This window comes from Actinomadura soli, from assembly GCF_005889715.1.
GTDB lineage: Bacteria > Actinomycetota > Actinomycetes > Streptosporangiales > Streptosporangiaceae > Spirillospora > Spirillospora soli.
This window is the reverse complement of the sequence record NZ_VCKW01000137.1, coordinates 1-22,983: the sequence shown is the minus strand read 5'-3', so window position 1 is coordinate 22,983 and position 22,983 is coordinate 1. Positions and strand designations below refer to the sequence as shown.

Genomic DNA, 22,983 nt, shown 5'->3' with positions numbered 1-22,983 from the left:
GCCGGGCCCCACCGGAAGCCGGAGCCCTCACGTAACCCTGCGCGCCCCCTGCCCCCCGAGCCGCCTGCGCCGATTGGGAAGCAGCGGCATGCGCGCCCTGACCAGGCCGCGTGCCTTGACCAGGCTGCGCACCCTCGACGGGCCGTGCCGGCTGGGCAGGTCGCGCGGTGCTCCTGGCCGGCTGCGCGGCCGGGCGGGACTGCGCGTCCTCGCCGGACTGCGCGGCCCGCGGGGACGGGACGGGTTGTGCCGGTGGGGCCATGCCGCAGACGTCGCAGAAGCCGTCGGCCTCCACTTCGCCGGTGCAGCCGGGCTGGGTGCATCGGTTCATCGGCGGGTCCCCGTCTCGCTTTCGCACGCCCTGACCGCTCGCTGGTACTCCGCGAGCACCGTGGTGGCCCTCCGCAGGTCGCAGGGCGCCGTCCACAGCGTGTCACGGGCCGCCCCGTACAGCTCGGTGAGCCGCTCGTCCTCGACGACGCCGAGCCGGGCGGCCTTGGCCCGGTACGCCTCCAGGCGGCCCCGCAGCTCACCGCGCCGGTCGAGCAGACCGGCACTGAGACGCAGGTCACCGCGCGCCCGTTCCAGCGCCTCGGCCGCGGCGCGTTCCAACTCGGCGAACCGTCCCGCCAGCTCGACCCAGCGGCCCGCCTCGCGGAGCCGCTCCAGGACGGCGAGCCGGTCGCGCAGCGCGATGCCGAGCCCCTGGGACGGCGCGGGCAGGTTCGGCGACTGGATCTTGACGAGGGCGGTGGCGTGGGCCTCGCAGGCGCGCCGCTCGGTGCTCTCGACCTCCTCGATGGACGCCGTGACCCGCGCGATGAGCTCCTCGTAGTCGTCGCGCATCCGGGCGACGCCGGTCAGCTCGTCGCCCAGCGACGTCAGGACGGCGCGGACGCGGTCGAGCCGGCCGGTGTCGGGCCGTCCGTCCCGGACGAGCGACAGCGGGTCGGTGCGGACGACGCGGCCGAGCGCGGTCAGCTCGCGGCCGACGCGGTCCAGTTCCGGGTGGCGGGTGCCGTCGAGGTTGTGCGCCAGCCGCGCCGTGTCCCGCCAGCTCTCCTCAACCGTTTCGAGGGGGAGGAGCAGCGCCGTCCAGGCGGCGTCGGCGGCGGCGATCTCAACCGCGACGAAGTCGTAGGCGTCGGACATCATCGCGACGGCCTCGTCCAGCGTCACCCGCCGTTCCTGCGGCCCGAGGAGCGTGCGGTCCCGCAGCGGGATCTCGCCGTCGGGCAGTTCGACCGACTGGCCCGCGAGCAACCCGGTCAGCTCCACGAGCGTCGCCGCGTCCGGACGGGACGAGCGTCCGCGCAGCTCGGACGCGGCGTCCAGGACGCGCTGGTAGGCGTCGAACATGGCCCACAGCGTCGTCATCCGGGCCTTCGCGTCCTCCCAGCGCCGCCAGGTCTCGCCGGTGAGCCGGGCGCCTTCGAGAAGGCGGCTGCCCTCGTGCCCGTCGAGGTCGAGGAGCGACGCCGAGATGCGGTCGCGTTCTTCCCGGAGCTTCCGCAGGGCATGGTCGACGCCTTCACGGCTCATGGGCGCGGCAGCCCCGGCCCCGCTCTGCTCCAACGTCAGCCCCGCGATCGCTCTCCAACCATCCCCCTGAGCATGCCCGGACAAGGCGGTCTGGGAGCACGGACCTGCCCAGTATCGGACGTACCCTCTCATACAAGTGTGATCCGTGACACTGAACGAGACAAGCGTCATTCTGCCCCAGATGATCGCCGCTCGCGACGTCCGCCCGAGGCCGATGCCCGCCCGGCCATGGCCGACGCCATTCCGGCTCTTGGACCGGCGCCCTTCCGGCACGTAGACGCGTGCCCTTCCTGCCCGCAGAAGACCGCCCTTTCGCCCCGCCGACGGGCGCCCTTTCGGCCGAAGAGCGGGTGCCTTCCCGCCCGGAGAGCGGTGGCCTTCCGGCCCGATCCCGGTGGCCTCGCGGGCGGTGGGCGGGTGACCGTCCGGCCCGTAGGCGGCTGACCTCGCGGGCCGTACTCTGGGCATCGGGAACCTCGGTGTCCGGGGTGACGTTACGACATGTAGTCCAGTACGAGAGGAGTGGTGAGTCCGCGGTGTCGGACCCCAGTGATAGACCCGGTGCCGCATGGTGAGCGCGGCGCTGGGAGTGCTCGCGGTGGTCCTGCTGACCGCCGCCACCGGATACTTCGTCGCCCAGGAATTCGCCTTCGTCGCCGCCGACCGTGCGACGCTCGAACAGGCCGCCGAGCGCGGTGACACGTCCGCCCGGCGCGCACTCAAGGTCATCGGCAGGCTGTCGTTCATGCTGTCGGGCGCGCAGCTCGGCATCACGATGACGACGCTGGTCGTCGGCTTCATCGCCAAACCGGCGCTCGCCGAGCTGATCCGTCCGATGCTGGAGGTCGCCGGCGTGCCCGAGGGCGCGACCGGTGCGATCGCGCTCGCCACCGGGTTCGTCCTGGCGACGCTCATCCAGATGCTGCTCGGCGAGCTGTTCCCCAAGAACCTCGCGCTCGCCCGCGCCGAATCGCTGGCGCGCGCGCTGGCCGCGTCCACGCTCGTGTACCTGACGGTGGCGGGGCCGCTGATCCGGCTGTTCGACCGCGCGGCGGTACGTCTGCTGCGCGCCGTCGGCGTCGAGCCCGTCGAGGAGCTGCACAGCGGCGCGACGCTCGAAGAGCTGGGTGACATCATCGGCAAGTCGTACAGCTCCGGGCATCTGCCCGCCGACCTGTCCGGGCTGCTGGAGCGGGCCGTGTCGTTCGGCGACCTCACGGCGGACGAGGTCATGGTGCCGCGCCCCCACGTCCGGACACTGCCCGCCACCGCACCCCTCTCCGACCTCGTCGCGCTGATCCGCGAGACCGGGCACAGCGCGTACCCCGTCTACGGGCAGGAGATGGACGACATCGTCGGCGTCGCGGGCGTCCGCGAGGTCGCCGACGACGGCCTGGACCCGTCCACCGCGGTCGTGCAGGTCACCCGGCAGGCGCTGCTCGTCCCCGGCAGCCAGCCGCTGTACGGGGTCATCGAGCAGATGCGCGACGCGGGCGAGGAGTTCGCCTGCGTCGTGGACGAGTACGGCGGCCTCGCCGGCATCCTCACCTTCGAGGACATCGCCGAGGAGCTCGTCGGGGAGATCGCCGACGAGACCGACCGCCGGGAGGACGCGCCGACGTCCGGCCCGGACGGGTCGTGGCTCGTCGACGCGAGCATGCGCATCGACGAGGTCGAACGCCTCACCGGCCTCGACCTGCCCGAAGGCGACGCCTACGACACCCTCGGCGGGCTCGTCATGGCGGAGCTGCGCCGGCTGCCGTGCCCCGGCGACCGCCTCACCGTCGACCTGGACGGCGGACCCGTCGAGCTGGAGGTCGTCAGCGTGGCCCGCCGCGTCGCCGAGAAGATCCAGATCCGGACGGCGTCCGCGGTGTCGTCGGCGGCGGCGCCGGTGCCGGCACCGGCGGGACGTCCGGACGTCTCCGACCCGCCCTGCGAGGTCCCCGCCCCGCCCGCCGGGACCGCGGGGACCGGACCCGAGGGCGGCACGGTGGAGGCGTCATGGACCCGCTGACCACCCTGCTGATCACCGTCCTGCTGCTGGTCGGCAACGGGTTCTTCGTGGCGGCCGAGTTCGCGCTCGTCGCCGCCAACCGGTCGCAGCTGGAGCGCGCCGCCGCGAAGGGCAGCCGTCCCGCGGTCGCCGCCCTCGCCGGTGTCCGCGAGCTGTCGCTGATGCTCGCCGGCGCGCAGTTCGGCATCACGATGTGCTCGCTGGGCCTCGCGATCGTCACCGAGCCCGCGTTCGAGCACTTCCTCGAACCGCCGCTGCACGCGCTCGGCGTCCCGGAGGCGGGCTCGAAGGCCATCGCGCTCGGCTGCGCCCTCGCCGTCGTCACGTTCCTGCACATGGTCGTCGGGGAGATGGCCCCGAAGTCGTGGGCGATCACCCACCCGGAACGCTCGGCGCTGATCCTCGCCCTGCCGTTCCGCGCGTTCGCGAAGGTGTCCAGGCCGATCCTGTCGGCGCTGAACGCGGCGACCAACGCGCTGCTGCGGCTCATCCGCGTCACGCCGAAGGACGAGCTCGACGCGCACGCCGACCCGGCGCGGCTCAGCCACCTGGTCGGCGAGTCCCGCCGCCTCGGCCTCATCGGCCTGCGCGACCACGAGCTGCTCCGCCGCGCGATCTCCGCGCGGGAGGCCACCGTCGGGCGCCTCGTCGTGCCGCCCACGTCCGTGACCACGATCGGCGCGGACGCGACCGCCGCGCAGATCCGGCGGACCGCCACCGCCAGCGGCCACAACCGGCTCCTGGTCCGCGACCGGGACGGCGCGATGACGGGCATCGTCCACGTCCGGGCCGCCATCACCGAGCCCGGCGGCGACCGCCGCGCCGGCGAGCTGGCCCACCCGGCGCCCGTCCTCACGGCGGAGACGACGATCCTGGACGCGGTCAGCCGCATGCGCCGCGCCCGCGCCCAGCTGGCCGTCGTGAACGACGCGGACGAGTTCGCCGGAATCGTCACCCTGGACGATCTCCTCGCGGAGCTACTGGCCACCAACCCGCACTGACACAGGCCGCGTACCTGCGACAACGGTGCAGTTGTCGGGATGCTGCAACGGACTTTCCACGTCATCGTGGAAGCATGAGCACCCACGCCCACGACGCTGAGCAAGGACAGAGCGGCCGACGCGACGCCACGCACGGCGACAACCCCGACCATGGCCACCCCCATGGGAGTGGGCGCCGGATCGGGTGGTTGTTCAAGGGGCGGTTGCTTCATTCGCTGCGGCCGCATTCGCACGAGGCCGCCGACAAGGTGGACTCGGCCATGGAGGCGAGTGCGCAGGGCATGCGCGCGCTGTGGATCTCCCTGGCGGGATTGGGCGCGACCACCGTCCTCCAAGCGGTGGTCTTCGCGTTCACCGGCTCGGTGGCGTTGCTGGGCGACACGCTTCACAACGCCGCCGACGCGCTCACCGCGGTCCCGCTGGGCATCGCGTTCGTCCTCGGCAGGCGTCCGCCGACCCGCCGCTACACCTATGGGTACGGACGTGCCGAGGACCTGGCCGGGGTGGTCATCGTCCTCGCCATCGCGGCGTCCGCGGCGGCCGCCGGGTACGCGGCCGTCCAGCGCCTCGCCCATCCACAGCCTGTGGATCACGTGGCCGCCGTGGCGGGCGCCGCGCTCATCGGTTTCGCGGGCAACGAGCTGGTCGCCCGGTATCGCATCCGCGTCGGCCGCCGTATCGGCTCCGCCGCCCTCGTCGCGGACGGCCTGCACGCCCGCACGGACGGCTTCGCGTCCCTGGCCGTCCTTCTAGGCGCCGCTGGCATTGCCCTGGGTGCACCCTGGGCAGACCCGGTTGTCGGGTTGCTCATCACCATCGCGATCCTGACCGTCCTGTGGCAGACCGCCCGCGAGGTCTGGCGCCGTCTCATGGACGCCGTCGACCCCGCCCTGGTGGATCGCGCCGAGGCCGCTCTCTCCTCGACTCACGGTGTCCTGGCGGTGGGCGATGTCCGGCTCCGCTGGATCGGCCATCGCCTCCGCGCGGAATGCGACGTCGTCGTCGACCCGGCCTCCACCGTCGTCCGCGCCCACCAGATCGCGGTCGACGCCGAGCACAACCTGCTGCACGCGCTGCCCCGTTTGTCGGGCGCTCTCGTCCACCCCGACCCGCAGGCCCGCGACGGTGAAGATCATCACGCCGTGCTGGCGGGCCACCGATGACCGCTCACCTGTGAGACGTTAGTCCCGGGCTGAAGGGGAAAATACGGCCCCGGGCGGTCGATCTGGGACGGGATGACGTTGGTGAAGCAACCCTCAGGAAGCAACGGGCCCGAGGACGGGAGCCCTGAAACCTCCGAGCACGGGCAGCCGACGCCCGTCTACGTCCCCGAGTCCGAGGTCCCGACAGTCACCTTTCCCTTGCCCGACGAACCGTCCGACGTGTCCGACCCCTCCGCCACGTCCCCGGACGAGACCGTCTCGGATCTCCCAGTCGCTGAACCACCTGACGACGAGCACGACGAAACGCCTGCCGAGCCGGTGAGCGAACCCGTCGAGCCACCGGACGAACCCGCCACCTCAGAGCCCGCCCCCGCCCTACCGACCGGCGACGCCGCGCCGAGCGAAGACGCGTCCGGCACCGAACCGGAGGAGGTCGGAGAACCGCTGCCCGACGCTGCGGATGCGGATCTGCACGACGAGGCGGTATTGGATCCCCGGGCGGGGTTCGGAACGATGCCGCTGCCGGAGATCGGGGAGACGCCAGCGCTCGGAACCAAGCTCCCCGAGGACGGTTGGGGCGGACGTGACCTGGTCGAGGGCGTGTACCGTCCGCTGACCGAGTTCTACGAGCGGCTCGACGCGCGCCTGAGAGAGGTGCCCGAGGACGTTCCGCCGGTCGGCTGGGCGCCGCACATCGCGGCCTTGCGCGCATTTCGCGAAGAGCGGGTCGCGGGCGACTGGGAGGTCGCGGCCCGGTTCCTCGTCGCGCCCGGGTCGGTGGAGGAGACGGATCTGCTCCGTCTCGTCCAGGCGGAGGACGGGGACGACGTCGTCCACGAGTGCGTCAAGGAGCTGACCGCGGCGGACGGCCGGGCGCTGCTGGTCGCGCCCACGCCGGAGCGGGCCGCCGAGCTGCTGCGGCGCCTGGAGGACGATCCCGAGGTGTTCTCCCTGATGATCGAGACGCAGCCGGCGACGGCGGAGGCTCGTTCGGTGGAGACGCAGGCCCTGCCGCCGGTGGACGTCGACGAGGTCCCCGAACCGCCGCCGGCGGTGCGGGAGCCCGGCTCCAACGGCACGGTCGAGTTCAAGCCCTTGACCGGACCACCCGACCCCGGACCCGCTCCCGCCCCCGACGAGCCCGAACCGGACGACACGGCGTCGGCGTCGGCGTCGGCAGGAGCGACGAGCGCCGAGCCGGTTCCCGCGGTGCCCGCGGGGGAGCCCGTCGTCCCGGCGGAGGGGCCGTCCGCGCCGGAGACCCGGGTGCGTTCGGCGGCGTTGCGGCCGGTGGGGGAGGCGTGGCGGCTGTCGTGGGAGACGGAGGCGCGGCTGCTGCGGCGCGGGCTGATGTGGCTGGAGCAGTGGCCGAGGGACGCGGCCGCGCTGCAGGCCGTCCAGGCCGAGCACCTGCGGCGCCGCGAGGCGCTGGACGCGGAGCGGGCGGCGTTGACCGCCACGATCGAGGAGTCGCGGCACGCGGCGACGGACGCCGAGCAGGCCGCGGTACGGGCGGAGGCCGAGGCGGAGCGGCTCACCGCCGTCCAGGAGGAGGCGGAGGCGGAGCTGGCCGGTCCCCGCGCGGAGGCGGAACGGCTGCGGACGATCGCCGACGAGGCCGCAGCCGAGGCCAACGCGGTGACCCGGACGGCCGACGCCTCCTACGCGCGCTGCGCGCAGCTCGACGAACGCGCCAAGACCGCACAGGCGGAATTGCAGGGGGCGCGGCAGGCGGAGGCGTCCTTGACCGACGAGCTGGCGAGGGCACGCGAGGCTCTCCCAGCGGCGGCTGAGGAAGCGCACCGGCTCACGGCGGCGGACGCGGACGCGGCGGCCGAAGGCCACGCCGCCTACTACCGGCTGGTTTCGGCGGAGTCAGCCCTGTCGGCGGTACGCCGGAAGATGACGCTCGGGCAGCGGCTGCACGTCGCGTCGCCGCCGGAGGATCTGCGGAGCGTGCGCGCCGAGGTCAAGGCGCGGACGCGCGAGGCCGACGAGGCCGCGAAGCGGGCGCGGGACGCCAAGGAGGCGGCGGAGCACGCGGAGCGGGTGCGGCGCGGGCTCGCGTCGTTCGTGTCGGAGGGCGGGGCGCGGCTGCAGCAGGCGCAGGAGGCTCAGGAACGGCTGGGGACGGAGCTGACCTGGCTGGCGACGGAGCGTGAGACCGCGGGCCGCGAGCATCAGGAGCAGGCGCGGCTGGCGTCGGCGGCCGTGGAGAAGGCGAACCAGGAGGGCAGGCGCGCACACGTCGCGCAGCAGGCCGCGCAGGCCATCGAGCAGCGGGTGAACGCCGCCCGCACGGCCCGCGAGGAAGCCCTGGCGGCGGCGCGGCAGGCCCGGTCGGACGCGGAGACCGCCGCGGCCCGGGCGGCGGACACGCAGGCGGCGCTCGACCGCCACACCGCCGAGGCCGCGGAGGAGCTGTCCGCCCGGGACGCCGATCTGGAGACGGCCGTGCGGACGGAGGCGCGGTCGCGGCAGAACGTCCTGGAGATCTGCGGCTCGGATCCCGCCGCGAACCCGGAGGCCGTCCCCGCGCATCAGCGCCGCGCGATGGCCCGCATCGAGCAGCTCACCGCCTACACCGGCGGCCAGCGGACCGCGGAAGGCGATGTCCTGCTCCGCACCGCCGACCTCGTCGTCGGGACACCGGCCGGGGTCGGCCTCACCGCCCGCGACGAGGAGTTCGACGCGTTGATCGTCGCGGACGCGGGGGCGCTCACGGACGCGGAGTTCCTCATCGGCGCCGTCCGGACGCGCCGCTGGATCCTCGTGAGCGCGCCCGGCGTCCATCCCCCCGAGTACCGCGAGTACGCCGGGGCGCCCGCCGGGAGGCTGGAGGCCGGCCCGTTCGAGCGCGCCGCGACGGCCGCACCACATCTCGTGGACGTCCGCTGAAGCTCAGTCCTTCTTCATCTCGCGCCTCTCGCGCCTGTCGCGCCTGTCCTCGTTGTCGTCCTTCTCGGGGACGACAAGGTGAAGCAACCAGCCGGCCACACCGACGACGATGGCGCCCCAGAAGGCAGGCCAGAAGCCGGTCACGTGGAACGGCAGGTCGAGTTCCCCTGCCAGCTCGCTGGTGAGCCAGAGCAGCAGCGCGTTCACGACGAGGCCGATCAGACCGAGCGTGAGGACGTAGAAGGCGCAGCCGAGCGTCTTGATGACCGGTTTGATGAAGGTGTTGACCAGGCCGAAGATGGCGGCCACGGCGACGAGCGTGAGGGCGCGGCGCCCGGCCGTGCCGCCGTCGACCGAGATGCCGGCGATCAGCACCGTGGCGATCCACAGGGCGACCGCGGTGATGCCCACCTTGAGAAGAATCCGCACACCACGATCCTGATCGCCCCGACCCGAACCCGTCATCCCTCTGCACGACGATTAGCGCGAACGCCCCGCTCATCATCCAGAACGACCCGTCCCCGGCCGGCTACCCGGGGTCGGCCATCCGAGCCGGGTGGCGGGTCAGTCGTGGCGGTCGAAGAACGGGGAGTTGGCCGGGATCTGCGAACGTCCCGCGACATGGGTCCCCTGGGCGGCGGAGGCCGGTTCGCGACGTCCCGACCGCCGGTGCGCGCCCGCGTGCCCTGCCGGACCGCCCGGGGCGCCCGGACCGGCCGGGCCGCCCGGAGGCTGCCCGGTGCCGGGGTTCTGGCGGACGCGGGCGAGTTCCCGCTGCAGGCGCCGCTTCTCCATCTCCAGGGTGGTCAGCGACTCCTCGTGCTCTTCGCGGAGGTCGCGAAGGTCGCGGCGGTCGCGCACGCGGCGGCCCGCGCCGATGAAGGTGAGCATCATCCCGGCGAAGAAGACGACGGCCACGCCCGCACCGGCGAAGAAGACCTGCCACTGCTCGTTCACGCCGGGCACGGTCTGGCCGTAGACGATGAGGTTCGCGGGCTCGGCGTTGTCGAGGACGATGCCGACGACGACGGCGACGGCGGCCGCGACCAGCAGGAAACCGAGGAACACCATGGGCAGCTCTCCTCTGCGTTCGACTCCGGAGGGGGCGGAGAATCTCCACCATGCCAGACCGAGCCTGGGTCATGTCGCGTTCGCCCGGATTAATCCATGTCAGGGGGTGTTAGTCCGTTCCAATGCGCGCGGTTCCGTCCCGACCACATCGGGTAGTGATCGCGGCGACGCGCACCGAGACCGACCGCGGAGGAGACCATGCCCGTGCAGGCCATCGTGTTCGACCTGGACGGCGTCCTGATCGACTCCGAACCCGTGTGGGAGGACGTCCGGCGCGCGTACGTCGCCGAGCACGGCGGACGGTGGCTGCCCGACACGCAGGACCGCCTCATGGGCATGAGCACCCTGGAATGGGCCGCGTACATCGCGAACGACCTCGTCGACGGCGTCACGTCCGAGGACGTCGCCTACGAGGTGGTCGACCGGATGTCCCAGCGGTACCAGGACGGGTTGCCGCTGCTGCCGGGAGCGGAGGCCGCGGTCCGGCGGATGGCCGAGTACCGTCCGCTCGGGCTGTCCAGTTCGTCCCCGCGCGCCCTCATCGACCTGGTGCTCGGCCAGCTCAGGGTGGACGGGCTGTTCCGCGCCACCGTGTCCACCGAGGAGGTCGACCGGGGCAAACCGGCACCGGACGGGTACCTCACCGTGGCCGCGCAACTGGACGTGCCCGCCCGGACCTGCGTCGCCATCGAGGACTCCGCCAACGGCCTCCGCTCGGCCCACGCCGCGGAGATGACGGTGATCGCCGTCCCCCGCCCGGCGCACCCGCCGGCCGACGACGCGCTCGCCCTGGCGGCCCACATAGCGGACGACCTCGACGAAATCACCCCTGAGCTGGTGGAGGTTATCCACAGGTAAGAGTTCCCGGGACGGTGTCGGCGGCGGCTCATAGTATGGGCCGATGACTTCCCCCGAGAGCCCGGAGACCCCTGAGACCCCGGAGACCTTGGGCGTCCTGCGGCGCGTGTTCGGCTACGACGCGTTCCGGGACGGCCAGCGGGAGATCATCGAGCATGTGGTCGGCGGCGGGGACGCACTCGTCCTCATGCCGACGGGCGGCGGGAAGTCGCTGTGCTACCAGATCCCGGCGCTCGTCCGGAAGGGCACCGGCGTCGTCATCTCCCCGCTCATCGCCCTCATGCAAGACCAGGTGGACGCCCTCCGCACGCTCGGCGTCCAGGCCGGTTTCCTCAACTCCACGCAAGACCTCGACGAGCGCCGGGTCGTCGAGGCGCAGTTCGTCGCGGGCGAGCTCGACCTGCTCTACCTGGCGCCCGAGCGCCTCCGCCTCCCCGCGACCGTCGAGCTGCTCGGCCGCGCGAACGTGTCCCTGTTCGCGATCGACGAGGCGCACTGCGTGTCGCAGTGGGGGCACGACTTCCGTCCCGACTACCTGATGCTGTCCGGCCTGCACGAACGCTGGCCGGACGTCCCGCGCATCGCCCTCACCGCGACCGCCACCGACGCCACCCGCGCCGAGATCGCGTCCCGCCTCCAGCTGGAACGAGCCCGCCACTTCGTCGCCAGCTTCGACCGCCCGAACATCCAGTACCGGATCGAACCGAAGACCGACGCGAAGCGCCAGCTCCTGCGCCTCCTCCAGAGCGAGCACAAGGGCGACGCGGGCATCGTCTACTGCCTCTCACGCAATTCGGTGGAGAAGCATGCCGCGTTCCTCACCGAGAACGGCATCGAAGCCCTCCCCTACCACGCCGGCCTGGACGCGAGGACGCGCGCCGCCAACCAGTCGCGCTTCCTCCGGGAGGACGGCCTCGTCATCGTCGCGACCATCGCGTTCGGCATGGGCATCGACAAACCCGACGTCCGCTTCGTCGCGCACCTCGACCTGCCGAAGTCGGTCGAGGGCTACTACCAGGAGACCGGCCGCGCCGGACGCGACGGCCTCCCGTCCACCGCCTGGCTCGCCTACGGCCTGCAGGACGTCGTCAACCTGCGCAAAATGATCGACGGCGGCGAGGGCGACGCCGCGTTCCGCCGCCGCCAGGCCACCCACCTCGACTCGATGCTCGCGCTCTGCGAGACCGTCGAATGCCGCCGCGTCCAGCTCCTGAACTACTTCAGCCAGTCCGCCGAGCCGTGCGGCAACTGCGACACGTGCCTGACCCCGCCCGAATCGTGGGACGCGACCGTCCCCGCGCAGAAGGTCCTGTCCGTCATCGTCCGGCTCGACCGGGAACGGCGCCAGAAGTTCGGCGCCGGTCACATCATCGACATCCTGCTCGGCAAGAAGAGCGCGAAGGTCATCCAGTTCGACCACGACTCCCTCAAGCCGTTCGGCGTCGGCGCCGAGCTGCGCGAGGTCGAATGGCGCGGCGTCGTCCGGCAGCTCCTCGCGCAGGGCCTGATCGCCGTAGAGAGCGACCACGGCACCCTCCTCCAGACCGACGCGAGCGCCGAGGTCCTGCGCGGTCAGCGCCAGGTCATGATGCGCCGCGAACCGGAACGTCCCGCCACGAAGGCCGCCAAGACCGCCAAGGAACGCAAGGCCCCGGTCGAGTTGCCCGCCGAGGCGATGCCGACCTTCGAGCGCCTCCGCGCCTGGCGCGCCGCCACCGCGAAGGAGCAGGGCGTCCCCGCCTACGTCATCTTCCACGACGCGACCCTCCGCGAGATCGCCACCGCCCTCCCGACATCCCTCACCGAACTGGGCCGCATCAACGGCGTGGGCGAAAACAAACTCGCCAAATACGGCGACCAAGTCCTGGAAACCCTCAACACCACCGACTAGGACGCGTCCAAAATGGGCCTCAGCCCACGCGCGAGCATCTGGCCCGGCCTGAAGGCGGCGCCGCCGAAGCGAGCCCGACCAGCCATTTCATGCGGCGACGCCACGCTCCCGCACAGCCCGGCCCGGTCGCAAACCACGAGGCAAGCACCATGACGACACTCTGAGCCACGGCCCAGACCCCATCCACACCCACCCCAGAGCGAGCAGCACCTCGTTCGACAGCACCATCGACGAACCAACCCACCTGACGGCAGTCTCAGCCGACCCCCGGCCCAAGCGCGCCGCCGTGACGCCAGGCTCACCACCCCCACAAAGGGGATTCCCAGGCTTCTCCCAGAATTCCGCACAGACTTCTACCAGTCACCACCGGTTGAATGGCCCTCATGCGAACCAACCGCAAGACGATCGCGGCCGGGGTCGGCGCCGCCGGTCTCCTCGGGCTCGGCCTCTACCTGGCCGTCCCCGCGGCCGCCGCGAACCCGTCGCCGTCACCGTCCCCCTCGGGGCAGACCAGGACGCACCCGGGCGACAACCCCCGAGGCAAATGGCACGACGGCAAGTGGCACGACGGCAAGGGCCACCCCGGCAAGCGGCACCCCCACCGGCATGCCCGTCCGTTCCGCGGCGTCCACGGCGAGGCGACCGTCCGCCGCAAGGACGGTTTCCACCTCGCGACCTGGCAGCACGGCAAGATCACCGCGGTCTCGTCCACGACGCTCACCGTCCGCAGCGACGACGGCGTCTCGTGGACGTGGACGGCCAACGCGAACACCCGCGTCCACAAGAACGGCGAGAAGGCCGCGCTCAAGGCGCTCGTGGCGGGCGACCGGGTCCTCGTGGCGGGCGAACGCTCCGGCGACACCCGCGACGCCCGGCTGATCCGCGTCCCCAGGTCCCGCTAGGGCGGGTACGGTCGAGGCGACGACCAGGGCATTCGGCACGATCTGCGGGAGCCGATGAGCGAGAACCGGCGAGTGCTCGTCGTGGACGACGAGGCCAACATCCGCGACCTGATCGACGTCGCGCTGCGCTTCCACGGCTTCGCGACCGTCACCGCGGGCACCGGCGAGGAAGCGCTGCGCACGGCGGGCGAGGAGCGTCCCGACCTGGTGCTCCTGGACGTCATGCTCCCCGACCTGGACGGCTTCGAGGTGTGCCGGCGGCTGCGCGCGGCCGGCGACCAGGTCCCGGTGATCTTCCTGACGGCGCGGGACACCCCGTCCGACACGGTCACCGGCCTGACACTCGGCGGCGACGACTACGTCACCAAGCCGTTCTCGATCGAGGCCCTGATCGCACGGGTACGAGCCGTCCTGCGCCGTGCCGCCGCCCCGCCGCCCTCCACCTCACCGTCCGACACCGACGTTCTGCGCGTCGCCGACCTGGAGCTGGACGAGACGCACTGGCGGGTCCGGCGCGGCGGCGTCGACGTCGACCTCTCGCCGACCGAGTTCCGCCTCCTCGCCTACCTGATGCGGAACGCGGGCAGGGTCCTGTCGCGGACCCAGATCCTCGCGGGCGTCTGGGGCTGGGACCACGGCAACCCGCAGGTCGTCGAGACCTACATCAGCTACCTGCGCCGCAAGCTCGACCCGCTCGGCACGCCGCTCATCCACACCCAGCGCGGCGTGGGCTACGCGCTGCGGCCATGACGCTCAACGCCCGGCTGCTCACCGGCCTGCTCGCCGTCACCTTCACCGGCCTGGCGATCATGGGTCTGGTCAGCGCGCTCGTCCTGCACGGCTACCTGATGCACCGGGTGGACGAGCAGCTCCAGGGCACCCGCGACCGCGCGATCTCCCGCCTCCTGCGCCCCGGCCTGCCCGAACAGGGCGCCGCCCCGCCGCAGTTCGTGGTCCTCGCCATCGGCCCGACCGGACGGGTCCGCGTCCTCAGCGGCGACCAGCCGTCCCCGGCACAGGCCGTCGCCGAGGTCGAGAAACTCGGCCAGGACGAACTCTCGAACCGCGCCCGCACCCTGGAGCCGTTCTCCCTCCCCGGCCTGCGCGCCGTCGCCCGCCCGTGGCGGAACGGCATCGTCGTCGTCGCGTCCCCGCTCAACGAGATCCATTCGGCGGTGCGCAACCTCGTCCTCTCGGAGATCGCCACGGGCGCGCTGCTCCTCGCCGTCCTGCTCGTCCTCGGCCGCCGCCTGATCGGCCGCGGCCTGCTGCCGCTCGACCGGATGGCCGCCACCGCGCACGACATCACCGCCGGCGGCGACCTGCGCGCCCGCATGCCGGACCCGGGCCCGCGCACCGAGGCCGCCCGCCTCGCCGCCGCGATCAACGTGATGCTGGACCGGATCGAGCAGGCGTTCTGGGCGCGGAGCCGCTCCGAGGCCCGCGTCCGCGAGTTCGCCGCCGACGCCTCGCACGAGCTGCGCACACCGCTGACGACCATCCAGGGCTACGCCGAGCTGTACCGGCACGGCGCCCTCGGCCCGGGCGAGCTCCCCGACGCCATGCGCCGCATCGAGGACGAGGCGAGCCGCATGAACAAGCTGGTCACCGACCTCCTGGAACTCGCCCGCCTGGACCGCGAGGCGTCCCTGCACCCGGCCCCGACCGACCTCGTCCCCCTGGCCCGCGACGCCATAGCGGACGCGACGGCCGCGGACCCCGACCGTCCCGTCACCCTGGACGCCCCCGACTCGCTCATCGCGACCGTCGACGAACCCCGTATCCGCCAGGTCCTCGCGAACCTCCTGGCCAACGTCCGAACCCACACACCACCCGGGACACCCGCGACAATCCGCCTAGCACCGGGCCTTATCGAAGTAACCGACAAAGGCCCGGGCATGCCCCCCGACGACGCCGCCCGCGCCTTCGAGCGCTTTCACCGCACCGACCAGAACTCCCCAGGAGCGGGCCTGGGCCTCCCCATAGTCGCCGCCATAGCCGCCGCCCACGGCGGACGCGCCGACCTACTCTCAACCCCGTCCAAGGGAACAACCGTCCGCATCACCTACGCCCACCCAAGCCACTCCGGATAGAGCATCCGGAACGAACCAGAAGATCTTCCGGATCCTGCAATGAGCGACACTCACTCCGAAACCTGATCGCCTGATCCGCGCCCCGCCCCGGCCTCAGGACGCAAGCCAAAGGCCCCTCCCGCGATCGGAAGGGGCCTCTGAGATGTGCGCACCCGAAGGGATTCGAACCCCTAACCTTCTGATCCGTAGATTCCCAAACGATCACCGAACCCGTTCAAGCCAGTCCGCGCGCCCGGCTTCGTGTCCTCAGCTCGTCCGGATTCGTTCGCCTCATTCCAAGATCGTTCGTCCGTGTGGCTCCCAACGTGGCTCCCGGTGGAGCCTGGGCCAGACCGGTCGACCGCATCCTTATCAGTTCGATCATGGTCAAGGTGGCTGACTCGCGTAGCCGTGGTGACCTCGCGCTGAGGGCTGATCGTGTGCGGCGGCGGCTGCTGGTGTTGCTGTCACGGCTGCTGTCATAGGTCGTGCTTCACCAGGGTCTGGGCGTCCGATGAGCTGTCCTCAGCCGTACGCGCCCACAAGAATGATCACAACTACTCCAAGTACTAAGCTCAACCGGCGGTCGCCTGGACCATACGCGCCGGTGCCAAGCCTTACGCCTAGCAGCTCCGTGAGCCTCATGGATGACCGTCCTTCCAGTCCAGCCGACCACTGGAAACCAGCCAACGGAGTGACCCGTGTCGTAGACCGCGACCACGGCGGCGGCGCGTACCCCGTGGCGGCCGGGCGGGGCGGGGCCTGGCGGTGGTGGCGCGATGCGCGGCCGGGCGCGGCCGTCCGGTGACCGGCGCCCACGCCGCATGCTCCGGGCGGCCTGGCGCGGGGCCGCGCAGCGGCCCAAGCGCCGCCGCCCCTTGATCTAAAACAGCTCAATTCGGCAAGGTACCGCGGGGTTTGTCCTGTGTTAGCTGCGTGAGCGGGCATCGTTCGCGGCTTTGATCAGGAATGCGATGTCGTCGGTCAGAGCTGAAGTCGTGGCGACGGTCGCGGTCGATGCAAGGGTGTGGTCGGTGCCGTCTTGGTCGGTGACCTTGGCTCCGGCTTCGCGGGCAATGATGACTCCGGCGGCCATGTCCCAGGGTTTGTTGGACAGGGTGATGCTGGCGTCTAGCTTGCCCTCGGCGACCCATGCTAGATCGATGGCGACTGATCCGAGCATGCGGACGCGTTGGACGTTGGCGGCTAGGCGTTCGGTGAGGGCGATGCGTCGCCGGTTCTTGGCCTGGGCGTCTTCGCCTACCGCGTAGTCGCCTATGGCGACGATTGCGTCTTTGAGGTTAGTGGTCATGCTGGCTTGGATGCGGCGGTCTTCGAGGTAGGCGCCTGTGTGCTGGGCGGCGTGGTAGCGGTTGCCTAGGAACGGCAGGTCGATGACGCCTACGACCGGGCGGCCTCGTTCTATTAGGCCGATGGAGATGCCGCAGAGGGGGATGTTGCGGACGAAGTTGGCGGTGCCGTCTATCGGGTCGATCGCCCAGAGGAGTTCGCCGGTGGTGTCGCCGCTGATGCCCTCTTCTTCGCCGAGTATGGCGATGTCGGGCGTCCGCTCTCGGAGGTGGTCGCGGACGGCGCGTTCTACGGCGTAGTCGACTTCGCTGGCCATGTCGCGGTCGCCCTTGGCGGTGAGCAGGCCGGGGACGCGTGTGCGCACTAGGTCGCTGGCTATTTCTGCCGCCTTGAGTGCGACGGGCAGTAGAGCTGCGGGTGCGTCGGTCATACGGTGCGGCCTCGTTCCCATAGCGCGTCGAAGATCTCTTCGAACGTCTCATACAGTCCGGTGCCGGTCGCGTTGCGCTCGGCGAGGAAGGTCGGCGAGTCGACTCCGCGGGCGCTCGGTAGGTAGGGCTGCATCACGCAGAGCCGGTCGTTGATGAGGGTGATGTTGAACCGGATCGTCTCGTCGTAGACGGCGACGGACAGCCGGTCTTGGGCCTCAGGTGACAAGCGCTTGCGGAGGCGGGTCAGGACCTCGATGTTCAAGCGGGTGAGGGTCGTGAGGTGGTTGTCGCTGTAACCCTCCTCGCGTTCACGGGCTCGGATGGCTTCGCCTTCGGGGTCCAAGAACAGGGCCTGCAGGGCGGTCCCGCCCTCGATGAGACGATAGAGCCGCTGGTCGGGGTACTGCTGGCACAGCATATTGAGGGAAAGGCCGGCAGCCCGGATGCTGCTCGCGCCGTCGAGTAGGGCGTGCGGCGGGTGAGCGAATGAGAACTCGGCGCGGGTTGGGAAAACGGCGGTGACGTCGGCGTAGGGGTTCGGGCCTACCCGGTCGGCGGTCGATTCGAGGTCGGCGCGTTCGTCGCTGGGGGTGTGAGCGGCGGGCTCGTCCGCCAGGACGTGCGGCGGGCATGGGGCGAACAGCTCGTCGGCGGTCCACTCCGGGAACATCGCCTCTAAGACGCGGCAGTGATCGGTGTAGGGAAGGCGCTTGAGTTCGCCGGACGTCCAGCGGTGGAGTTGGGCGCGGCTGGGTGCGGTGCGGGTGAGTTCGGGCGAGATCTGCTTGGCGGCCTCCTTGTATGCGGCCTGGAACATGCCGTACCGGTGCAGGCGGCGCTGGCGGATCACGACTTGCAACAGGATCGGTTGGGGAGACACCGGCCGTCCTCTCTGGGTGGGCGTTCACCAGGCTAGGCGCGGCACGAGATCGAAGACGAGACAAAGTCGAGACAGTTGCAAGACGTTGATGTCCAAGACGAGATGATCACGGCATCGTGACGCAACGTGACTCGCTGGCACGGTGTCGTCATGGCGAGCGATTGCACCTCTTGCAGGGGACGCGGGGTCAAGCGGCGTGTGGCGCGACGGACGTTGGCGTCGGGACACGTGGCGGGCGTTCCGGCGGACAGCCGTCAGGACGACTGCCCCGACTGCTTGGGGACGGGCCGGGCGTCCGAGCCGCAGAGCGGTGCGGAGTCGTGAACGCGCGGGACTTCGAGTTGCGGCTTCTGACTGACCTGCGAACCTCGCTTCTCGGTTTGGGCCTGGCGGTCCGGTTGGACGAGAGCATGCCGGGGCTGCTGGTGAGTACGGCCAACCCGGGACTGTTCGTGTGGGTGTTCGTCGGGGCCTCCGGGCGGACGTTCACCTGGCGGCGAGACGACAGCAAGCATGCGGTCGATGACGTGCCGGGTGCGGCGGCCGAGGTCGCTCGCTTTGTGACGGCTCAGGCCGGGCAGCTCAACGGGTCGGCTGACGACCACTTCGACTAGCGCTCTCGGCTGGCCTGGTGGGCTGGCTCATGAGCGCATTGAGCGGCAGAGCCGGTGGCGCGGCGAGGACGGTCCGTTTCGTGATCACCTCAAACGCCCCCCGGGATCACGAGCGGCAGGCGGGCCAAGCCCCGCGCCTCCGGCTCTGCCTCGAAGGAAGCGAGAACAGGTGATGGGTTCTTCTATCTCCCGCGACGGCGAACTGCAGGTCTTGGGTGATCTGTGTCGTGCCTTGGTCATGCGCGGTCTGTACGTCCAGATGCGCGACGCCGTCCCCGGACTGACGGTCACCCGGGCGGGCGGCACCACCGAGGACGTCCTCGGCTACGTCGTCGTGAACCGTCGCAAGGGCGAGGTCTCCTGGTGGCGGATCGACAACCTCCACCCGGTCACCGACCTGGACGGAGCGGCCGAACGGATCACCGCGTTCATGGCCGAGTCGACGGCGCCCGACCGACCGGGGTCCCGGCCGTGACGTCGGGGGCGGGGAACACTCCGGACGATGTGCCTACGGTCGTCGCCACCCTGGAGTATCGGTTCCCGAGGTCGACTGTGTGGTTCGGACAGCACTCGTGGCGGTGGTGGGCGGTGATGCCTTCGGCTAAGGAGTGGGTGCTCCTCGACGCGAAGACCCCGAAGGAACTGGCGGCCAAGATGGCGAAGGCGAACGGGTCACTTGCTCCCAACGGCACGTCCGGGCCTGCTGGTGTCCGATGGTCGTGACAGGCGGGGCGGGTTGGGCGTACATTGATCTGACCTGGTAAGACAACCTGTCGGATGATGGACGGTCGAGATATGAACCTTGAATCCGTGCCGCCAAAGTACGCCCAGCTCGTCACGGAGCTTCAACGGCGCATCGAAGCGGGCCGGTACGCCCCCGGTTCGGCGATGCCCAGCGAACACCAGCTCATTGACGAGTTCGGGGTGAGTCGGCCAACCGTGGTGGCGGCCCTGCGAGTTCTCCGCGATCAGGGATGGATCGATTCGCGACAGGGCAAGGGCCGGTTCGTCCGGGGGCGTCCTGCCCTGGCCTCACTAGAGAATGTGAGAGCGGGCCAGAGTCGGCTGGCTGGCTCGGAATCGGCCATTCCTGGCGAGGTGCTGGCCGCTGGGGTGGTCGACGCTCCGAACCGCATTCGTTCACTTCTCGACCTCGGGTCGCCTGGCAAGGCGTTCGTTCGCCGGCGACTGCTGACGGCTGACGGTGCGCCGTCTGAACTCCTGTCCCTGTGGCTGCCTTTGGAGCTTGCGGAGGGGACGGACCTGACCAGTGCTGAGCCGCTGAAACAGGGCATGAGGCAGCATCTGGAGTCGCGCAAGGGTGTGACGTTCGATCACGTCATTGAGCACATCGTGGCGAGGATGCCGACTGGCGAGGAAGCGTCCGCCTTGTCCATGGGGGAAGACATCCCGGTCCTTGTCGTCTACGCGACTGCACGTGACGCCGCTGGTAGTCCCCTGCTGGTGGTCGACACGGTCCTGCCCGCTGACATGCACGAACTGGAAGACGCCTACCCGCTGGCGTGACCGCATCCGGCCACACGTCGGTTAGTTACTTGATAGACCAAGCTGGGTAGTCTTATGATCGAGTCACTTGATAGGTCAACTGACAGACAGTTGACCGGATAGGAATCGATCACCATGGCGGTACAAGGTCCGTTCAAGGTCGCGTTCGGGGACGTGTTCCCCTACGGGGCGTTCATCAAGGGCGGTGTGGAGCCGGTCCGGGACTTCGACCGGTCAACGAAGGAGAACTTCATCCAGGCGCGGGACAAGGACACCGGCGAACTGGTGTGGGCCGTTGAGGTCCTGGACGCCGACCCGGAGTCGAAGGGGACGTTCAAGGTCAAGCTGTCGGCGCCGGTGCAGCCGATCATGCCGGAGGCTCCGGCGGGGTTCCCGTTCGTGCCGGTGGAGTTCGACGGCCTGTCGGTGACGCCGTACGTCAACTCCGGTACCGGGCGGCTGGCCTACTCGCTGAAGGCGTCGGCGATGCGTCCGGCCAACCTCAAGGGCAGCGGGGGCCGCTCGGCGGGCAAGGACGGCGGCGCGGCCGCGAAGGATGCGGCCTGATGGCGGGCCGGTCGGGCGGGCGGACGTCGGCGCTGTCGCTGCCGATCGACGCCGGGGCCTCGGCGGAGTTCAAGCCGTTCCGGGCACGGACGCCGCTGTTCACGGTGTCGGCCGGTCGGGTGCTGGTCACCCTCATCCTTCCAGAACGGCTGCGGGCCGCGGATGTGGAGTTCGCGCGGGTGCTGGCCGAGCAGGCGGCGACGTACGCGACCGAGGTGGAGCGGCTGTACCGATCCGGCCGTCCCTCGTCGGGGAAGGGGGCGGCGGTCTGATGGAGCCTCACAGCTACACCACGGTGTCGGTGGACGCGGACGGAACGGCACGGACCTCGGTGACCCTGCATCCGGACGAATTCGCGCCGGTGCTGTGCCCGCGCGGGCGGGATCGGGCGCTGATCTCGGTGACGCACGCGGCCGCCGACGTGGTGATCTGTCCGCCCGACTCGGCGGCGCCGAGTGCCGCAGACGTCCGGTTCGCTCGCAAGCTCGCTGAGTCCTTCGCGGCCTATGCCGCTGAGGTGGAGCGGCTCCACGCGCTGACCACCCCCGCGGCCGAACACGTCGACAACGCGACGGCTTGACCAAGGTGGGGCGGCTGGAGCTGGTACCTCCGGCCGCCCCGCTTCTCTCTCCCCTGATCAGCACAAAGAAGAGGTGTGATCCATCATGGCATGGGAGTTCCGCAAACTCGGCCCCGGTGAGAACGTCGCGGTCGAAGCACAGCGTGACCCGTTCGCAGCCCCCAAGTGGGCGCCCCCGGTGTGGCACATGCCCGAAGGGCTCGTCCTGCTCGTCAACACCGTCCGCGCGATCGTCCGGACGATCGTGTTCCTGGTCCGCAACATCGTCCCCGTCTCGGTCGTGTCCGGTCTGGGCTGGCTCGGCGTCCGGTACGGGTGGCTGGTCCCCGTCCTGGTCCTGACCCTGGTCGCCGTGGGACTGGTGGTGTGGGCGCGGGTGGACCGTCCGTCCTTCGTCCGCTGGGTCGCTCGTCCGGTCCGTGCCCGGTGGCGGCTCGTCTTCGTGTACCGGCGGAACTGGCAACCCGTCCTGGTCACCGCGGGCTTGACCAAGGTGCACAAGGGGCGGGAGTACCTGCCCTCGCTGGTCCGGGTCCGGTGCGGGCCGACGTCGGATCGGGTGCTGGTGAAGATGCTCAAGGGGCAGGCTCCGGATGCGTGGGAGCGGGTCGCGGTCAACCTCGCGCACGGGTTCGGGGCCACCCTCGTGCGGGTGCGGGATGGGGACCGTCCGGGCCGGGTCTGGCTGGAGTTCGTCCGCCGTGACGCCCTCGCCGAACCCATCCCCGCACTCCCCATCCCGGACCCGGCCGAGGTCGACCTATCCGCCCTGCCGATCGGACGGCAAGAGGACGGCTCGCCGTGGCGGCTGCGGCTGCTTGGGACGCATGTGCTGATCGCGGGTGCGACCGGGGCGGGCAAGGGCTCGGTGATCTGGTCGGTCATCCGCGCAGTGTTGCCGTGGATGCTGGGCGGGCTGGTGGAGGTGTGGGCGGTCGACCCCAAACGCATGGAACTGTCCTTTGGGCGTGCGCTGTTCGAGCGGTACGGGCGCTACTCCTCCGACCCGTCCGGCGGCATGGTCGCCCTGCTGGAGGACGCGGCCACCGACATGAACGCCCGCGCCAACCGCTTCGCCGGGCACACCCGCTCGTTCACGCCCTCGCACGAGTTCCCGTTCCGGGTGATCGTGGTGGATGAGCTGGCGTTCCTGACCGCCTACTGCCCCGAACGCGACCTGCGCAAGCGGGCCGAGTCGGCGCTGGCGGTGCTGACCTCGCAGGGCCGGTCGGTGGGGTACTGCGTGATCGGGGCCCAGCAGGACGCCCGCAAAGAGGTCAACAACCTGCGCAACCTGTTCCCCGACCGCATCGCCCTGCGCCTGGACGAAGACGAACAGGTCGACATGGTCCTGGGCGATGGCGCCCGCGACCGTGGCGCGCTGGCCGACCAGATCTCCTCGGTCCCCGAGGTCGGCGCGGGCGTGGGGTTCGTCCGGCTGGAAACCTCCCCCGATCCGGTGCGGGTGCGGGCGGCGTACGTGTCGGACGCCGATATCCGGGCGATGGTCGCGCTCGCCCTCCCCGACCTCGACAACAAGGGGGCGGCGTGAGGCAACCCACCCTCGACGCCCCCGACGTCGACCCCTCCCCGGCCGCCGTCACCTCCTCCGAGCCCGAGCCCGAGCCGGAACCGGTGGTCAAGACGCTGCCTCCGCTGGCGCGGGGCGTGCTGGAAGC

The 22,983-nt window shown here is 71.0% G+C and carries 22 protein-coding genes; 17 read left to right on the top strand and 5 right to left on the bottom strand.

What is annotated here, in order from left to right:
• Positions 1 to 327: 327 nt before the first annotated feature.
• Positions 328 to 1,542, bottom strand: a complete 1,215-nt coding sequence (locus ETD83_RS24645) for a hypothetical protein (RefSeq protein ID WP_138647582.1) — start codon at positions 1,540 to 1,542, stop codon at positions 328 to 330.
• Positions 1,543 to 2,110: 568 nt separating this feature from the next.
• On the opposite strand from ETD83_RS24645, the gene ETD83_RS24640 reads away from it, so the two are divergent.
• The 4 genes from ETD83_RS24640 to ETD83_RS24625 all read left to right on the top strand — a co-directional run bounded on the left by ETD83_RS24640 (position 2,111) and on the right by ETD83_RS24625 (position 8,621).
• Positions 2,111 to 3,559 carry a hemolysin family protein gene (locus ETD83_RS24640; RefSeq protein ID WP_205717856.1) on the top strand — a complete coding sequence of 483 codons (1,449 nt, stop codon included), beginning with the start codon at positions 2,111 to 2,113 and terminating at the stop codon, positions 3,557 to 3,559.
• The gene (locus ETD83_RS24635) at positions 3,547 to 4,560 is read left to right on the top strand and encodes a hemolysin family protein (RefSeq protein ID WP_138647580.1); all 1,014 of its coding nucleotides are present in this window, start codon (positions 3,547 to 3,549) and stop codon (positions 4,558 to 4,560) included. The genes ETD83_RS24640 and ETD83_RS24635 overlap by 13 nt, the downstream gene beginning before the upstream one ends.
• Before the next feature lie 74 nt (positions 4,561 to 4,634).
• The gene (locus ETD83_RS24630; RefSeq protein WP_138647579.1) at positions 4,635 to 5,723 is read left to right on the top strand and encodes a cation diffusion facilitator family transporter; all 1,089 of its coding nucleotides are present in this window, start codon (positions 4,635 to 4,637) and stop codon (positions 5,721 to 5,723) included.
• 81 nt (positions 5,724 to 5,804) lie between these two features.
• Complete coding sequence (locus tag ETD83_RS24625) at positions 5,805 to 8,621, top strand: hypothetical protein (protein ID WP_138647578.1); 2,817 nt, start codon at positions 5,805 to 5,807, stop codon at positions 8,619 to 8,621.
• Between the two features lie 3 nt (positions 8,622 to 8,624).
• Here the strand turns inward: ETD83_RS24625 and ETD83_RS24620 are convergent, their stop codons facing one another.
• Together ETD83_RS24620 and ETD83_RS24615 are read right to left on the bottom strand one after the other, a co-directional pair.
• Entirely contained in the window at positions 8,625 to 9,050 is a 426-nt protein-coding gene (locus tag ETD83_RS24620) for a phage holin family protein (RefSeq protein WP_138647576.1), read from the bottom strand.
• Positions 9,051 to 9,185: 135 nt separating this feature from the next.
• Positions 9,186 to 9,692, bottom strand: coding sequence for a hypothetical protein (locus tag ETD83_RS24615; protein ID WP_205717855.1), 507 nt, complete (start codon positions 9,690 to 9,692; stop codon positions 9,186 to 9,188).
• Positions 9,693 to 9,890: 198 nt separating this feature from the next.
• Between ETD83_RS24615 and ETD83_RS24610 the strand changes: the two genes are divergently transcribed.
• From ETD83_RS24610 to ETD83_RS24590, 5 genes are all read left to right on the top strand, one after another.
• On the top strand, positions 9,891 to 10,550 hold the full coding sequence (locus tag ETD83_RS24610; protein WP_138647574.1) for an HAD family hydrolase: 660 nt from the start codon (positions 9,891 to 9,893) through the stop codon (positions 10,548 to 10,550).
• 43 nt (positions 10,551 to 10,593) lie between these two features.
• Positions 10,594 to 12,441, top strand: a complete 1,848-nt coding sequence (gene recQ / locus ETD83_RS24605) for a DNA helicase RecQ (RefSeq protein WP_138647572.1) — start codon at positions 10,594 to 10,596, stop codon at positions 12,439 to 12,441.
• Between the two features lie 383 nt (positions 12,442 to 12,824).
• Positions 12,825 to 13,343 carry a DUF5666 domain-containing protein gene (locus ETD83_RS24600; RefSeq protein WP_138647570.1) on the top strand — a complete coding sequence of 173 codons (519 nt, stop codon included), beginning with the start codon at positions 12,825 to 12,827 and terminating at the stop codon, positions 13,341 to 13,343.
• A 54-nt stretch (positions 13,344 to 13,397) separates the two neighbouring features.
• Positions 13,398 to 14,093, top strand: coding sequence for a response regulator transcription factor (locus tag ETD83_RS24595; protein WP_138647568.1), 696 nt, complete (start codon positions 13,398 to 13,400; stop codon positions 14,091 to 14,093).
• The gene (locus ETD83_RS24590) at positions 14,090 to 15,436 is read left to right on the top strand and encodes a sensor histidine kinase (RefSeq protein ID WP_138647566.1); all 1,347 of its coding nucleotides are present in this window, start codon (positions 14,090 to 14,092) and stop codon (positions 15,434 to 15,436) included. Before ETD83_RS24595 ends, ETD83_RS24590 begins: the two co-directional genes overlap by 4 nt.
• 907 nt (positions 15,437 to 16,343) lie before the next feature.
• Here the strand turns inward: ETD83_RS24590 and ETD83_RS24585 are convergent.
• Together ETD83_RS24585 and ETD83_RS24580 are read right to left on the bottom strand one after the other, a co-directional pair.
• Positions 16,344 to 17,156, bottom strand: a complete 813-nt coding sequence (locus tag ETD83_RS24585) for an inositol monophosphatase family protein (protein ID WP_138647564.1) — start codon at positions 17,154 to 17,156, stop codon at positions 16,344 to 16,346.
• Positions 17,153 to 18,037 carry a DUF5919 domain-containing protein gene (locus ETD83_RS24580; protein ID WP_138647562.1) on the bottom strand — a complete coding sequence of 295 codons (885 nt, stop codon included), beginning with the start codon at positions 18,035 to 18,037 and terminating at the stop codon, positions 17,153 to 17,155. The genes ETD83_RS24585 and ETD83_RS24580 overlap by 4 nt, the downstream gene beginning before the upstream one ends.
• A 320-nt stretch (positions 18,038 to 18,357) precedes the next feature.
• On the opposite strand from ETD83_RS24580, the gene ETD83_RS24575 reads away from it, so the two are divergent.
• From ETD83_RS24575 to ETD83_RS24545, 8 genes are all read left to right on the top strand, one after another.
• Positions 18,358 to 18,651 (top strand): hypothetical protein, encoded by a 294-nt coding sequence (locus ETD83_RS24575; RefSeq protein ID WP_138647560.1) that lies wholly within the window; start codon positions 18,358 to 18,360, stop codon positions 18,649 to 18,651.
• A 238-nt stretch (positions 18,652 to 18,889) separates the two neighbouring features.
• The gene (locus tag ETD83_RS24570) at positions 18,890 to 19,126 is read left to right on the top strand and encodes a hypothetical protein (RefSeq protein WP_138647558.1); all 237 of its coding nucleotides are present in this window, start codon (positions 18,890 to 18,892) and stop codon (positions 19,124 to 19,126) included.
• 116 nt (positions 19,127 to 19,242) lie between these two features.
• Positions 19,243 to 19,374, top strand: coding sequence for a hypothetical protein (locus ETD83_RS45455; protein WP_268920490.1), 132 nt, complete (start codon positions 19,243 to 19,245; stop codon positions 19,372 to 19,374).
• Positions 19,375 to 19,446: 72 nt separating this feature from the next.
• On the top strand, positions 19,447 to 20,178 hold the full coding sequence (locus ETD83_RS24565; RefSeq protein ID WP_205717854.1) for a GntR family transcriptional regulator: 732 nt from the start codon (positions 19,447 to 19,449) through the stop codon (positions 20,176 to 20,178).
• Between the two features lie 114 nt (positions 20,179 to 20,292).
• Positions 20,293 to 20,724 (top strand): plasmid replication, integration and excision activator, encoded by a 432-nt coding sequence (locus ETD83_RS24560; protein WP_138647556.1) that lies wholly within the window; start codon positions 20,293 to 20,295, stop codon positions 20,722 to 20,724.
• The gene (locus ETD83_RS24555; RefSeq protein ID WP_138647554.1) at positions 20,724 to 20,996 is read left to right on the top strand and encodes a hypothetical protein; all 273 of its coding nucleotides are present in this window, start codon (positions 20,724 to 20,726) and stop codon (positions 20,994 to 20,996) included. The genes ETD83_RS24560 and ETD83_RS24555 overlap by 1 nt, the downstream gene beginning before the upstream one ends.
• Before the next feature lie 29 nt (positions 20,997 to 21,025).
• Positions 21,026 to 21,304, top strand: coding sequence for a hypothetical protein (locus ETD83_RS24550; RefSeq protein ID WP_138647552.1), 279 nt, complete (start codon positions 21,026 to 21,028; stop codon positions 21,302 to 21,304).
• Between the two features lie 85 nt (positions 21,305 to 21,389).
• Positions 21,390 to 22,856, top strand: coding sequence for an FtsK/SpoIIIE domain-containing protein (locus ETD83_RS24545; RefSeq protein ID WP_230421150.1), 1,467 nt, complete (start codon positions 21,390 to 21,392; stop codon positions 22,854 to 22,856).
• Positions 22,857 to 22,983 lie beyond the last annotated feature (127 nt).